Origin of the sequence: Burkholderia sp. BCC1640, assembly GCF_902833125.1 — a bacterium.
Taxonomy (GTDB): domain Bacteria; phylum Pseudomonadota; class Gammaproteobacteria; order Burkholderiales; family Burkholderiaceae; genus Burkholderia; species Burkholderia diffusa.
In genome coordinates, this window is sequence record NZ_CADFEF010000023.1 from 35,499 (window position 1) to 51,040 (window position 15,542).

General features: G+C 60.1%; 7 protein-coding genes and 1 pseudogene. All 8 read left to right on the forward strand.

The genetic code is table 11. From position 1 onward, the window contains the following. Positions 1-107: 107 nt before the first annotated feature. The 8 genes and pseudogenes from tssF to HWX25_RS23290 all read left to right on the forward strand — a co-directional run bounded on the left by tssF (position 108) and on the right by HWX25_RS23290 (position 15,379). Positions 108-1,985 (forward strand): type VI secretion system baseplate subunit TssF, encoded by a 1,878-nt coding sequence (tssF, locus tag HWX25_RS23255; RefSeq protein ID WP_175910743.1) that lies wholly within the window; start codon positions 108-110, stop codon positions 1,983-1,985. Positions 1,986-2,055: 70 nt separating this feature from the next. Next, positions 2,056-7,207: pseudogene (gene tssI / locus HWX25_RS33915) on the forward strand (type VI secretion system tip protein TssI/VgrG); the annotation flags it as partial. 836 nt (positions 7,208-8,043) lie between these two features. Then, positions 8,044-8,856, forward strand: a complete 813-nt coding sequence (locus HWX25_RS23265) for a hypothetical protein (protein WP_059689219.1) — start codon at positions 8,044-8,046, stop codon at positions 8,854-8,856. Positions 8,857-9,357: 501 nt separating this feature from the next. Further along, the gene (locus HWX25_RS23270) at positions 9,358-9,558 is read left to right on the forward strand and encodes a hypothetical protein (RefSeq protein ID WP_175910745.1); all 201 of its coding nucleotides are present in this window, start codon (positions 9,358-9,360) and stop codon (positions 9,556-9,558) included. Between the two features lie 222 nt (positions 9,559-9,780). Beyond that, a complete protein-coding gene (locus HWX25_RS23275) occupies positions 9,781-10,035 on the forward strand; it encodes a PAAR domain-containing protein (protein WP_082725247.1) in 255 nt (84 codons plus the stop codon). Between the two features lie 48 nt (positions 10,036-10,083). Further along, the gene (icmH, locus tag HWX25_RS23280; RefSeq protein WP_175910747.1) at positions 10,084-11,007 is read left to right on the forward strand and encodes a type IVB secretion system protein IcmH/DotU; all 924 of its coding nucleotides are present in this window, start codon (positions 10,084-10,086) and stop codon (positions 11,005-11,007) included. Between the two features lie 28 nt (positions 11,008-11,035). Beyond that, positions 11,036-15,031 (forward strand): type VI secretion system membrane subunit TssM, encoded by a 3,996-nt coding sequence (gene tssM / locus HWX25_RS23285; RefSeq protein WP_175910749.1) that lies wholly within the window; start codon positions 11,036-11,038, stop codon positions 15,029-15,031. A gap of 3 nt (positions 15,032-15,034) precedes the next feature. Next, positions 15,035-15,379, forward strand: a complete 345-nt coding sequence (locus HWX25_RS23290; RefSeq protein WP_175910751.1) for a hypothetical protein — start codon at positions 15,035-15,037, stop codon at positions 15,377-15,379. Positions 15,380-15,542 lie beyond the last annotated feature (163 nt).

Consider the following 15,542-nt stretch of genomic DNA (forward strand, 5'->3'; position numbering starts at 1 on the left):
AATTCTGTCTGGTATTTTTTGAGATGGTCTTTGACGCTAGCATTTAGCGCGTTGCTGACAGTGAAGCTGTCGAATGTCTTGTACGGGATCCGGAATTTTCTCTCAACATGAACCCTCATCTTCTTGATGCCTACAATCGGGAATTGCTCTATTTCAAGGAGCTGATGGAGGAGTTCGCCCAGGCGCATCCAAAAATTGCGCGGCGGCTGGGCATGCATGCCGGCGAGATCGCCGACCCCTTTGTCGAGCGGCTGGTGCAGGCAGCGAGTTTCACAACCGCTCGACTGCAATTGAAACTAGATGCTGAATTTCCCCTGCTTACCGGTCGGCTGCTGGAAACTGTCTACCCGAATTACGTCGCCCCGACACCTTCGATTGCGGTAGCTCGCCTCCATCCCGATGAGCGGGAAGGCAATTTGCTTGAGGGGTTTTGTGTGCCTCGAGGCACCGAGTTCGCGAGCCGTGTGCCGGACGGTGAACGCACGTCCTCCACGTTTCGTAGCGGTCTGGACGTGATGTTGTATCCATTGGAGATTGTTTCCGCGAGGTTGACGGGGGTGCCACCGGACATACCATCGATAGAGCGATACGGCGTCGGACATCGGCCGATTCGCGGTGCGCTGCATCTCAGGCTCCGTACAACGGGCGAGGCGCGCTTCGATGAGTTGCGCGGCCTGGATCGATTGCCCGTCTATCTGGCAGGCGACGAACGCGTGGCGTCACGTCTGTTCGAGTTGATCCACGCCGGCGCCGTGTCATCCGTGACGGGGATGCCGAACCGCTTTGCCGATCCCAATCAGGCAATTGGGATCGTCTCGGACCGGGCGATCGAATACACCGGACTGGCTACCGACGAAGCCTTGCTGCCACTGGCCGGATCGAAGTTTCACGGCCATAACCTGTTGCACGAATATGCGGCGTGTCCAGCGCGCTTCTGGTTTTTCACGCTGACCGGTCTGCATGCGGGATTGCGACACGTGACCGATCGTGAAGCCGAAATCGTGGTGTTGCTGGATCGCTTCGACAGTACCCTGGTCGAGCACGTCGACGCATCACGCTTTGCACTCTTCTGTACGCCAGTCATCAACCTGTTTCGTCGCAAGACCGATCCCGCCGAGATTCCACGCATGGGCGGTGAAATTTTGTTGCAGCCCGACAAGCAAAACGGCTCGGACTACGAGGTGTTCGCGGTGGAGGCGTTGCACGGTTTCGTGAGCAAAGGCGTCGCATCGCTCGAGTTTCGGCCGTTGTATCGAGCACTGACGAACGACGAAGCCAATCACGGGCGCTATTTCACGACTCGCCGCGCACATCGCATGGCGGTGGCGTCATATCGCCGCTATGGCGCTCGTGCTCCGTACATCGGTACCGATGTTTTCGTTTCGTTGGTTGGTCAGGATGAGGAGCCTTATGCACCGGCCATGAAATATCTGTCGGTGGACGCTTGGTTGACGAATGGCGACCTGCCGAGCTTGTTGGCACTTGATGGCGCGACGGACCTGACTGTCGGTATCAGTGCGCCGGTAAGCAGCGCCGGATTGATTCGCACGCCGAGCGTCGCTCGTGCGCCGCTTGCACAGCGGGACGCTGCCTGGCGACTGATCGGCCAGTTGAATCTCGGTCACGGCATCCTGGAGGCTCAGAATGGAAGCGCACTGCGCGACATTCTGGCTTTGTTCGCGGCCGCCGACGATGTGCGTTACCGCCGCCAGATCGACAGCCTGATCCAGGTTGATGCGCATCCTGTGACGAGGAAACGGCCCACCCAGAGCCAGTTGCAGTTCGGTCGTGGTATCGAGTGCGTGCTCACTGTGGATGAGGCCGGCTTTGATGGCATGAGCCCGTATCTGTTCGGGGTGGTTCTGGAGCATTACGTAGCTCGTCACGTTTCGACACATTCTTTTATGCAGACCGTGCTGCGCTCGCCGCAGCGCGGCGAGTTGATGCGCTGGCCGGTTCGAACCGGGACGCGTAGCGCAGTCTGACGCACGGAGGAAAGCGGTTCATGCAGTCGGTGACACATAACAACAATCAAGCGTACGAGGGCCAACACGCATGTTGAATTTCAAGACAAACCGGACGTTCTCGGTCAGCGGCCCGGCGTTGCCGGAGCTGGAAGGCATTGCATCGGTGCTGCACCTGAGCGCGATCCGGGGCACCGAACAGCTCTCCACGCTGTACGCGTACGAACTTTGGCTGACGACTCCAGTCGATCCGCTGCTGCCGGGCGACTTGCTGGCCAACCTCGATCTCAAGGCGATGCTCGGCAAGGAACTGACCGTCACGATCCAGCTCGACGGCATGGGCAGTTTCGTTGCCGGGATGGCAGGGCAGACGGGGGCGGCCAATCTGGGGGCCGGCACGCGAGAAATCAGCGGCGTCGTGACGGCAGCAAGCTACGTGGATCAACTGAATCGACAGTCACGTTACCGGGTCGTGCTGGAGCCCTGGTTCGCACTGGCGCGCGAGCGAACCGACTATCGCATCTTCCAGCGCAAGAGCGTGCTGGACATTCTGCGCGAGGTGTTCAGTCCGTACTTGTACTCGTTCGAGACGCGCGTTGGCCGCACCTACAAGCCGCTGCGCTATCAGGTCCAGTACGGCGAGTCGGATTTCGCGTTTGCCCAGCGATTGATGGAGGAACACGGCATCGCGTGGTTCTTCGAACATTCGCAAGGCGTGCATCGCTTGGTGCTGGTCGACGGTCCAGGCGCCTATCGGACCGTGGAAAGCATCGCGTACCAGACGCTCGCCTACTACCCGCCTGGCCAGAAGATCGACCGGGAGCACGTGGATCGCTTCGAAGCGACGGAGCGCCTGCGGTCGGGTGTCTGGACCACCGACGATTTCGATTTCGAGAAGCCGGGTGCGACGCTGACCACGCAGAACAGCTTGCCGCGTGACACGGCACACAACCAGTTCGAACGATACGAGTGGCCGGGCGACTATACGGAAACGGAGGACGGCCACGCATTCGCACGGGTGCGCATGGAGGAGATTCACGCGCAGGGCGAGCGCGCGACGGGCGAGGGCAAGCTGCGCAACGTGGTGTGCGGCACGACGTTTGTACTGGCCGGCCATCCGATGGCGAGCGCCAACCGTGAATATCTGGTGATCGCGTCGGAACTGGACGTGAAGGAGACCGGGGAGACGACGGGATTCTCCGCCTACGCGATTCGCAGCACGTTCACCGTGCAGCCATCGAACACCGTGTTCCGCCCGCCGCGCACCATCGCGAAACCCCGCACGCGCGGCCCGCAGACGGCGATCGTGACCGGTCCGGCTGGCGCGGAGATCTGGACCAACAAGAACGGCGAGGTGACGCTCAAGTTCCATTGGGACCGGTCCGACGTGAGGGACCAGAATTCATCCTGCTGGGTGCGTGTGTCGTATCCGTGGGCCGGCAGCAACTTCGGCGGCATCCATATTCCGCGCGTGGGCACCGAGGTCATCGTCGATTTCGAAAACGGCGATCCGGATCGACCGATCGTGACAGGGCGCGTCTATAACGCGATGACGATGCCCCCGTGGTCGTTGCCGGCGCACGCGACGCAAAGCGGGATCCTGACGCGCTCGACCAAGGGCGGCGGATACGGCAACGCCAATGCGATCCGTTTCGAGGACAAGAAAGGCGCAGAGCAGGTCTGGATCCAGGCCGAGCGCAATCTGGATGCGGTGATCGAGGCCGACGAGACGCACACCGTGGGACATGACCGCACGAAGCGGGTCGGCCATGACGAAACCGACCAGATCGGACGTCACTGGAAGCTGTCGACCGGCGGCTACAAGTTCGAGACGGTGACGCTCGCGTCGGTGAAGAGCGTGGGCATGGGGGCCATGCTCAACGTCGGGATGGCATACAACGTCAACGTGGGCGGGCTGTACCTGCGTAACGTCGGGCTGCACATGGCAAGCACGGTGGGCCGGAGCCGGACCGACCGCGTCGTGCAGGACTGGACGGCCGATGTCGGACACACCTACACGGTGACCGTGCGCGGCAAGGCAGTGGGCGACGCGGTGAGCGCCGATCAGGCGAACCCGATCGAGCCGTCGCCCGACTTCGCGCCGCAACTGCCGGCGCCGGTATCGAGCTCGAACGCCAACCAGCTGCGCATCGCGGACACGGGCGAAAGCAGCCTGTCGGGCGCGAAACAGGCACAACTGACGGGCCCTGGCGGGAGGGTGACGATCGACGAGTCCGGCATTCACCTGAAAGGCACGGCGATTTACCTGCAAGCGCCGACGATCAGCATGACGAACGGCGATGCCGGCGGCCTCGCGCCGGTGACCGAAGCCGATTGCGCGGAATGTGCGAAGAAGACCGTCAGCGCGAACCCGGTCGACCTGGCGACGGGACAGAAGGTGCTGTCGCATACGGACTTTACGTTGCCGGGCCGCGTATCGATTCACTGGAGCCGAAGCTACCGAAGTGCGGACCAGCGCCAGGGCAGTCTGGGCGTGGCGTGGAAGTTGCCGTATGCGACCGAGGTGCGCACGAGTTCGGCGGGATTGGTCTACTTCGATGCGGACGGGCGGCAGTTGCAGTTTCCGGCGCTGAACCCCGGTGAAGAGCACTTCCATCCGATCGAGAAGATCACACTGGCGCGCGGTGAGGACGATGCCTCGGGCCGTACCTATGTGCTGTGCTTCGGCAACGGCGTCGAAGAGCATTATGGCCGTCACCCGGTCGACGAGACGCGCTGGCAGTTGCAGCGCATCACGACACGCGACGGGCAGAGTCTGACGCTCGGCTATACGGCACAGGGCTGGCTGGAAACCGTTCGCAACAATCGGCATGCCGTACGCTGCGAACTGGACGAAGCCGGCCGGATCACGATTGGGGCACACGACCGAATACCACTACAACGGTCTGTGGGCGGTCGAGAAGATCGTGCATCCGGACGGCAGCATCGAGCAGACGCATTTCGACGAGACGGGGAGCATCGCGGGCCATACGGACGCGCTCGGCCGCACGACGCGGATGGTGAACGATGCGCGGGGCAACCCGACGTCGATCATCGACCCGGCCGGTCAGGTCACGCGCATCAGCTACAACGACCCGAACCTGCCGGAACAGATCACCGATCCGGCAGGCCAAATCTGGCAGCGCGGCTACGACGCGCAAGGCCACCTGACGAGCGAAACCGATCCGCTCGGCAACGTGACGCGTTACGCACACGAAAACGGCTTGCCGGTCGCTCGCACGGACGCACTGGGCAACGTGACGAAGATGCAATGGGACGACGCTGGCCAGCTTGTGGCGCGTATCGATTGCTCGGGGCACACGACGACCTACCAGTACGATCAATTCGGCCAGTTGATCGAGACCACGGATGCGTTGGGTCAGGTCAGCCGCCACAGCGGCAGCCTGTCCGCGCGCGTGACGGCGGTGCAGCCGTCCGGCATGGGCTGGTGGAGGGTCGAATACGATGAAGCGGGCCGGGCGGTCGCACATACGGATCCGCTCAAACGCGTGACGCGCGTGGACTGGGATGGATACGGGCAGCGAACGCAAGTCATCGATCCGGCGGACGGCACGCAACGGTTCCGGTATGACGCGATTGACCGTCTGACGAAGCTGACCGATGCGAACCAGGAAGCGACGACGTTCCGTTACGACAGCCGAAACCGGTTGATCGAGCAGACCGGTTTCGACGGCCGTCGGCAGAGCTATCGGTACAACGCGGCGGGGGAACTGGTCGAGCGCATCGATCACGGCCAGGATGGGCAGATCACCACGCAGGTTACTTACGATGTGCTCGGCCGCCCGGTGGAGCGCAGATCGAGCGACGGCAGTCAGGCGAGTTATCGGTACGACGCGCGAGGACTGTTGACGCAGGCGCAGGCGGTTTCGCCGGGGCATGCGCCGGTGCAGGTCACTTACGAATATGACGCGGCCGGGCGCCGCACGGCGGAGGTGCAGGCGCATCACGGCCGGGTGTGGCGGTTGGCGCACGGGCTGGACGAGATTGGCAACCGGTCATGGACCCATGTGCCGGAGGTCGGCTCGCTGGTGTGGCAACGCTACGGCTCGGGGCATGTGCACGGCATTCTGCTGGACGAGCATCCGCTGGCGAGCTTCGAGCGCGATGCGCTGCATCGCGAGATTCAGCGAACGCAGGGGCCGGCGTCGCATCACTTTGGTTACGGCGCGAATGGTCTGCTGGCGGCGCATCGCTGGCAGAACCTCGATGAACGAGGGCGCTCGCTGGAGCGTCCGCGGCCGTGGCGGGCGTGGGCGTATGACGCGGCCGGTCAACTGACGGCACTGGACGATGCGTGGCGGGACAAGAAGGCGTATCGGTACGACGCACTATCCCGGCTGACGCACGTCACGGCGGCAAGCGGAACGGAAGCGTTTCATTACGATCCGGCCGGGAACCTGCTGGGCGCTGCCCCGAGTTTGGACGGGATGCAGGCGTGGAAGGCGAGCGGCGATCGCTTGCTGCGGTTTGCGCCGCAGACGCGTCCGGATCGACCGGTGGACTTTACGTACGACGGGCACGGTAACCGCATCGCACGGACGGTGCCGTTGCCGCCGAAGCCGGAACTGACGGCAGCGGAGCAGCGCAGCCAGCGCGGGACGGAGCACCTGTTGCGCGTGATGGAAGTGCTGACGGGGACGCCGAAGTACGAGGAGCCGACAGAAGCGCCGGACGTGACGCAGTATCGGTACGACGGCAGCCATCAGCTGATCGCGATCGAACACGCGGATGGTGCGAGGAGCGAGTACGAATACGACGCGCTCGGGCGGCGGGTGGCGAAGCATCATACGCAGGCGACTGGCGCACGACAGACGACGCTGTTCATGTGGGACGGCGACTGGATGATGCAGGAGGTGCGGAGCGGGCGCTCGTCGCATGAGGACCAGGCGGTGACGTATGTGCCGCATCCGGATCATGAGGGGCCGCTGACGCGGCTGGCGGACGGTGAGGCATGGCATTACGTGACGGATCACCTGGGGACGCCGCAGGAACTGTACGACGAACAGCGCGAGGTGGTGTGGGCGGCGGATCTAAGCGCGTATGGACGCACGGCCCGGAGACTGGCGCATGCCATTGACAATCCGATACGGTTTCCGGGGCAGTACTTTGATGTGGAGTCGGGGCTGCACTACAACCGCTACCGCTATTTCGACCCGGATGTCGGGCGTTACGTCTCGAAAGACCCGATCGGTCTACTCGGTGGCTACAACCTGTATGCCTATGTGCGGAACTCGCCGACCATGGGAGTGGACCCGTTAGGTCTGCAACAGTGCTTCGCAGGCTTCAATATGCCCGGAGTGGCTGAACGGGCAAGTTTGGGCATGTGGGCGATACAAGAGGGCTACAGCCCGGAACAAGTGTCCGAGATGGTAGCCCCAACGCCCCGGCCGATCATGACGGGAGAGTGCAGAGCATCAGGCACGCTCGCGGCAGGCACTGGCGGTTCCATTGGTGTTGCAGTCAACGAAAAGACAGGGTTGAGTGGACAGCTTAGTGTCCCCATGGCTGCGGCAGGGGCACGCGTATCCGCCTCTTGCGGATTGAAGTTCAGGGATCCAGATGCCAAAGATCTAAAGGCAGCAGCAGGGATTGGTATCTCTGTTGGTGTTTTTTCAATTGAAATTGGGCAAACGTCAACCTGGCCCGAGCTTTACATTGGCCCCGCCATTGGCGCAGGGCCAGAAATCAAGACGCCGGTATCGCCGGCTGTTTCCGTGCCGATATTTTGAGGTGTCTATGTGTGAGCTGATTCAGTTCATCAGAGTACTCATCTTCGTGGTTTGCGCGGTGATGATAGTTGGTGGCGTTATTTTGGCGTTTCACTTTTGTAAGAGACGGGGAGTCGACATGAATACATTCTCTGGCATGTTTGAGATGTATCGCCGCGTCTTCATGTTTGAGAGCAAGGCGTTCTCCATAGCTATTTTGGTTTGTATGTATGGTTCGGCCATTTTGATTCTAACGGTATTTGCGCTTACTGCATGGGGTGTGGGAAACGGGTGCGAATTTCCTCTTTCTAGAAATCAGGCGCGGTAAGTCAATCGATTTAGGTGAAGCAATGTTCGGCATCATTTCCTCGTTTCAATCCACGAAGGCGAGCCTTCGAGCTAAATTCTGCGCGGTGCTGATTGCGGCGCTTGCTCCGTCGCTCTGCGCTGCCGAAGGTTATGTTCCAAGTGAAGGTGAAACTGCTCTTCTAACGCTTATCCGACGGGACGATGTACGTGCTTTCGCAGAGGGGCAAAAGAACTACGCCGCGCAGGCCTTCAATATCGACGTTGCGACAGCACCGGAAATTGCTCGCTTCTACGAAAGTGGAGACGACGCCAAAACCAATCAACGGTTTCTGAGCAGGCGTGTGCTTGTGTCGGGCACGATCGAGGCGGTGTGGGCCGACGGTCCGGATCGCACGGTGCTCGCCTATGCCGACACCGGGGCAACGCAAGTGCGCGCGATTGCCCACGGTGAACAAACATCGCGCATGACCGCATGGCAGGTGGGGGGCAAGGTTGCGCTGGTTTGTACTGGCGCCGGTGGGACCTCCCGTGCCGTCACCTTTGACGATTGCGAGAACGCGGACAACGTTGCCCGGCGCGAATGGGATCGCCTGGATACTTGGTTTGCCGATTTCTATCAAGGCAAATATGTCCCGAACATCATGGTGGTCACGATGGCCGTCAATATCGCGGCGCGCGCCAGCAGATTACCTGCTGATCATAGTTGTGCCACCGATTCCGAGAAATGTCGCGAGGCTGTGATGGCGATCGGTTCCCTGACTAACGATAAAGGTCTTTTGAAGGATATCGTCCAGCAACTCGTGGCGAAGGGGCTTGATTTTGGCTTGCTGGCCCCCGTGCAACTGAAGCCGTAGCCAGCCGAAGAACGGGGCCATCAAGTCGAAAGAGAAACGACTTTAAATCATCAAGGATGTCGGAACGATTTTATAATGAGCCTCTTTTCATTCCTCAGCATATGTATGGCCATTAATTTTACTGTCGCGTGGTCGTTTGTTTTTTTGGAAATGGCTGGCATCAAAATAAACTCACGTGGAGGGATTTCAAGGCATGGATAAAGAACGTCATTGATTCGCTCTTCGGGATGGGATAGCCGCTTGCAAGGAAGGCAGTCAGGGTCCGGGCCTGCTCGCCGTCACTGAATAAAGCGATTCCGCCTCGAGTGGCCAGTCGGGTAGGGCGTGTCCCCACATTTTTGAACTGCGTCTCGTCAGCACACGGCGCCCGTTAACGATTGCTCACCGATTAGATTTCCATGAATAGTTCCACCGCAGCATCGCCTCGCGACCGTCAGGTCGCTGTCGTACGCGGAAGGTGATCGTGCAAGCATCATGGATCCTTGGGGTAACTAGAAAAGCGTGACTGGATCCATCAAGGCTATTAAAGCTCTATCTGCTAAATCAGCTAATACGGTAAATCGTGCGGAAAAATTGAAGGCGTGTGTGGACCTTAAAAAGGCATCGATCAAACGAGAATTGACTGTGCAGGCGGCGTGGCAGGGAATCAAGCAGGGTGGGAAGTGTATGTTGGGTGAGGAGAAAAAATGCGAAAAAGAATAGATGGGATGTGGTTATATGTATTATTTTTTCGCCGCTTGCATTTTTTTATGAGCCGGTGAAGAGATGTTTTGGGGGGTGTTGTTTGTAATTTGCTCCGTTATTTATATGTGTATCTGTTCTGTTTTGGCGGTTTTTTTGAGGAAACCCAGAGGGCGTGAGTAGCGTTATGTTTTTGAAGTGTGAAATTTTGTCCGCGGACAATTTATTTTGAGGTGTTTACGAATGTCAACTTTCGTTGCAACCCTCGGCACGTTGACTACCCATGGCGGCGAAGTCACGTCAGCTAGCGCTGGTGTCGCGATCAATGGTCGTCCCGCGGCATGCGTGGGCGATTCCGTGTCGTGCCCGCTGCATGGCCCGGGCGTCATTACCAACGGTGGCTTTGGCACGATCAACGGCCGTCAAATTGCTCATCATGGCAGCGACACGAATTGCGGCGCGACTCTGGTGGTGTCCGACGACGGCCCTACGGTTTGATCTTCCTTATGTTGAGTGCAATGAATCGATTTTTGAATTCACCCGAGCATGACCCAGGCCATTAACATGCCCAGGATCGTGTCGGCTCGACGCGCACTCGCACCACCGCGACGACCGAACGGCACCTTTCTCTCCGACAAGAATTTGGACCGGCGCACCAACTCGCGCCGCGGTCGCCTATTGGGACCGCTTTCGCCGCCCGAAGACGAGCAGACGAGGCTGGCAGCGGTAATTGGTCACCGTAATGCCTTGCTGGAGGCAAGCAGAGTGTTGCTTCGAGCGTTTGTCGATATGCCAGCGCTAATTAGCATCGGCCAGGACGAACGCTTGCGCGACCTGCTGATGGACGAGATTCGCGTGTTCGAGCGCCTGTGTGTGCGGGCCAGCATTCGCGATGAACACACGATCGGCGCACGATATTGCCTATGTACGGCGCTGGACGAAGCCGCAATGCGCGCACTTGCGGCGCGAGACGACACGTCGGGGAGTGTCGCATGGGCGTCAGGCGCGTTGACTCAACGGATTGGGGAAGACAACCAGGGCGGGTCGAAGATCTACGTGCTGTCGCTACGCTTGCTGAAAGACGACGCTGACCATTGGCCGTTGCTCGAAGTGATCTACCGGATTTTCAGCCTGGGATTTGAAGGTCGGTATCCGCATGGCAGGACGTTCGGCGCGCACGACCGCGTACGAGAGCGAATTTACAATGCGATTGCCGTTCATCTGCCACCTGTTCCCGATGCGCTTTCACCCCACGCGCAATCTATCTCAACGGATCGGCGAACTTCCTGTTTCGAAATTCCCGTGTGGATGTCGGTGGCATTTCTGTCAGTGACGCTCTGCGCACTGTATGCCTTTTGCCGCATTGAGTTGGGCGCGCAAGTGGACGACGTGCAGCGACAGCTCGCCAACATTGCACGCGTAGCGACAAGCAGCGCGATCGACCCACCGAAGGCCAGTCCAGCACGGTAGTGCGAGTTGGGCGCCATGCACCGCACACATGAAGAAGATTCTCTCGTTTCTACGTTCGCGTCATCCATGGGCAATCGCGACGGTGATCGTTGCTGCTGTCGTGATCTGGTTTGCGGGCCCGCTGCTGAGTTTCGGTGGGCTGAAGCCGCTCGAGTCGACCGGCATTCGGTTGACTTTGATCGTATTGGTTTTCTCCGCATGGATCCTGTGGTTGATCGACTGGTCGACGAGCATCGTGATCGTCGCGCTGCTCTGCCTTGCGATCTGGCATGTCTTTCCATTGCTGACGCTGGCTGGTAAGCCGGTGTTCGCATCCGTGACGATCCGCATTCTGGCCGTGGCCGGTGTTGTGCTCGTTTATGCGGCCTCTATGTTGATTCGGTGGTGGAGGCGCATGCATCGGCACCCGAGCCAGCTCAGACGGTTGCTTCGACTCGGCAAGCGGGGCGATCGGCCGTTGGCCGAATCGCGCCTGGCGGAGATCGAAGACATGTGTCGCGCGGCGATCACGCAGTTGAAGGCCCGACGCGGAGGCGCCGGGAGGCTGGCGCGGCTGTTTCGAGGAGCCGCGTATCTCTACGACGTGCCGTGGTATGTCGTGCTGGGCTCGAAGGGGGCAGGCAAGACCACGGCGCTGCTCAATGCGGGTCTGGCTTTTCCGCTCGATGCGCAACTTCAGCATTCGCTCGCACCGGATGACGCTCGGACCTTGCCGGGTTGGCGGTTGACCAACGAAGCGATGCTGATTGATACGCCGGGCCACTACGTACAGCACGGTACGTCGTGCTACTCGCTGACGGCTGAGTCGTCGCATATGTCGATTGACGGGAAACGGCACAAGCGATCGGCCGACGTGAGCACCGTTCGCGAGCAGGCTGATACCGCGGAGTGGAAAGGATTTCTTCGGCTGCTTCGCGGTATCCGGCCCCGGCTTCCGCTGAATGGTGCGCTGTTGACGGTCAATGTCGCTGCCCTGACGCATGCGGATCTCACCGTACGTGCGACCGAGGGCCGTGCATTGCGGGCACGTCTCGATGAGATGCAAGCCGAGTTCGGGACCGGGTTTCCCGTCTGGTTGATTGTCACGAAATCGGACCGGCTTCCGGGCTTCACTGACTATTTCGCTTCGCTCGGGGAGCCGGAGCGTGCGCAGATATGGGGCGTGACGTTGCGGTCCGACGCGGAAGTGTGGGCGGACGATGCGATCAGGACGGAACTGAACCTGCTGGCCACGCGTCTTGCCGATGGAGTGAGTGGCCTGCTTCGCAACGAAACCGATGTGACGCGTCGCCGCCAACTGGCAATGCTGCCAGAGGCGTTTGCGGCCCTCACGAACCCGTTGGCTGACTTGATCGAACAAGTGTTCGCCGGAGCCGCCAACGGTTCCACCGGCGCACCGCATCCGATGTTCCGCGGCGTCTACCTGACGAGCGCGGGACAGACCGGCCGGCAGGTTGCTGCGGAACGTCAAACGCTGTTGCAACGCATGATTGGCGCATTCGGCGTGCAACGGAGTACCCCCAGACGAGACCTTGGCGAAACCAGCTACTTCCTGCGCGATTTGTTTTTCGGGGTCGTATTTCGTGAAGGGCATCTCGCATACCCGAACCGGAATCGGGAGCATCGCGCGCGACTGCAGCGGTGGCTGGGACACTCGCTCGCATGGCTGATCGCGGCGGGGTTGTGTGCGCATCTTTGGAATGGCTTCGTTGCGCAACGGACATCTCTTGCCACGCTAGGGCAAAAGGTACGCACACTGGCCGCTTTGCTGGCACGAAGCGATCTTTCCACTTATCCGGAGCGTGTGCCGACGGCGCTGGAAAGTGCGCATGAACTGTTGCGCGACACGACGCGCCTCGCCACCGATTCTGACGTCGTCCTTCGTGTCGGAGCAGACCGTCTCGAAATGATCGAGTCCGACAGCCGCCATGCGTACGAGGCCCTGTCGGAGCAGGTTGTGTTGCCGCAAATTGCCCACCGGATGGAGCATGTGATTGCAGATGCTGCTGCGAGCGGTGATGCCAAGGCCGCTTACGACGCGTTGCGCGTGTACTTGATGCTTTTCGACAGGGCAAGGTTCCACGCGAATGACGTCAAGATGTGGGTGCTGGAAGATTGGGCGCGGCACGACAGCGCGGCGATGTTCGGAGGGCGTGCCGCAATGATCGACCACGTACAGCGATTGTTTTCCGAGGGACATGTCGTTCAGTCGCCGCTGTCCCGTAACGAGCGATTGATCCAGCAGGCGCGGGCATTTCTCGATGGCAGTAATTCGATTGATCGTCTTTACCAGCGCGCTAAAGCGGCGATGTCCAACGATGCGCCGGACGAGTTTTCGCTACTGCGTGCGGTGGGGCCACGAGCGGGCGTGGTGTTTACTCGAGCCAGCGGAGCGCCGTTATCCAGTGGCGTGCCGGGAATCTTTACGCTGGAGGGTTATCGGGCGGTGTTCAGCAAGCGCTTGCCAGAATTCCTTCAGACGGCAAGCGAAGACGATGCCTGGGTGATGGGGCGCCGGACGCTGGATGATTCCGCCAAAAATGCAGCAGGCGCATTGAACGTGTCGATCCGAAACGGCGACGCGCTGTCGACAGCGATCACGCGTCAGTACCTGACCGAATACGCTCAGCAATGGGACGCATTTCTTGACGACATTCGCGTCGTGAGCGGAACGAGCCTTGCATTTAACTTGACGGTACTGAGAACCCTCGCTGCACCCGATTCGCCGTTGATCCGTCTCGTGCGGGCGGCGGCAAACGAAACGACGCTGACGCAGCCGATGACGAGACCGGACGGGTCCTTGCTGGAAAAAGCGACTGGGGTTGTCAACCAAAAGGCCGAGAAGATGTTGGGGGCGCGTGGTTTGGAGCACGTTGAGCGCGAGTTGGTCGATAGCCATTTCGCGGCATTGCGTGAAGTGGTGATGGGCCATGCTGATGCCCGATCGAACGCGCCGCTGGCCGGGACGTCGGCGGGCAAATCGGGCCTGGAGGGCGTCACTGGTTTGTTGAATGACTACTACAAAACGCTCACGATTTCCGACAATGCGCTACTGAACAACAATATGCCACCGGTAAGCGAGAACGCTGCGAAGCTCAAGATGACGGCTGACACGATGCCCGCGCCTTTCCGGGCAGTCTTGCGGCAACTCGCTGATGATGGCTCGCGCGGGGTGAATCAAGGTATCGGCCAGTTACTGTCACGCCAGATGCAGACGGCAGTCGTGGACACGTGTCGAATGACGATCGAAGGAAACTACCCGTTCTCACCCGACAGCAAGCGCGATGTCGGCATTGACGATTTCACGCGCATGTTCGCGCCAGGCGGTGTGATCGATGACTTCTTCACGAAGACGCTTGCACCGTTCGTCGACACTGCCGCCAAGCCATGGCGCTACCGGACGCTGCCGGGCGCGACCGAACCCGTTCAGGGGCCGGACCTCGAGCCATTCGAGCATGCGAAGGCGATTCGCGACATCTTCTTCACCGATCCCGATCGCAGGCGGCCGAGCTGGAAAACGGATATCCGAGTTCCTGAACTCGACCCGACGATTTTGCGCTTGTCGCTCGATATCGACGGACAGACAACGCTCTATCGACATGGCCCGGTCGCGCCCTTCGCAGTCACATGGCCGGGACCGCGTGGTGGCATCCATGCTCAGATCAGCGCGAGCCCGCGCATCCGGCCGGACACGTCGACGATTGCTGCCGACGGGCCATGGGCGTTGATGCGGTTGCTCCGGAAAGGTCGCGTGGTCGAGGCTGCCACGCCGGGCCGCACGCGAGTCGCGTTCAGATTTGATGGTCGTGAGGCAGCACTCGACATCGCGAGCCCAGGAAGCGTCGCGAACCCGCTGACAAGCGATGTTCTGACGACGTTCCGGTGTCCCGGCTCGATGCCGATGTTTAATCTACAGGACAGTGGCCCCCCGGTGGGGCTGCCGCGCGATGCTACTCCAGTAGTTCAGAAGGAGAAGCGCATCTCGATGTCTTCAACAACAGCGTCGTTGCAAAACCGAGGGTAATTGATGATCCGGTGGAAAATCACTCATGTCAAAACGATTGTTTCCATTGTCGGCGCCTCCTCCGTTGCATTTGTTGTGTTTGGAGGAATATCGGTGGGGTACTCAATGGTCACAATCACTGTTCTTGGTGTAATGGGTGCCTTTTTCGGCGCCATAGCAGTACCGGAGCTGGAGCCAAAGGCTTTTCGGCATCCGACTCTCTGGCAAGTTTCCTGTTCGGTCGCGGGGAGCCTGCTGATGGCTTTGATGTTGAAGTCTGGAGCAGATGGCTATTTACTCGCAGCATTGGGCGGGATATGTATTGGTTATTGGGCGCCGTCCTGGATAAAGCATATCGTCTTGCCATAACGACCAGGAAGCGCTGCGCACAACTTGCGGCCACGCTTCCGTTTTTCCACCGCCGCCCAGTTCCCCCTGCAATCGGATATCCCGCGACGATGCGTCGACATACCCGGCCCCGCCCGACATGACCTTTTAGCGGTCGAGAAGCCGCACTCCACATCGCGAGTAC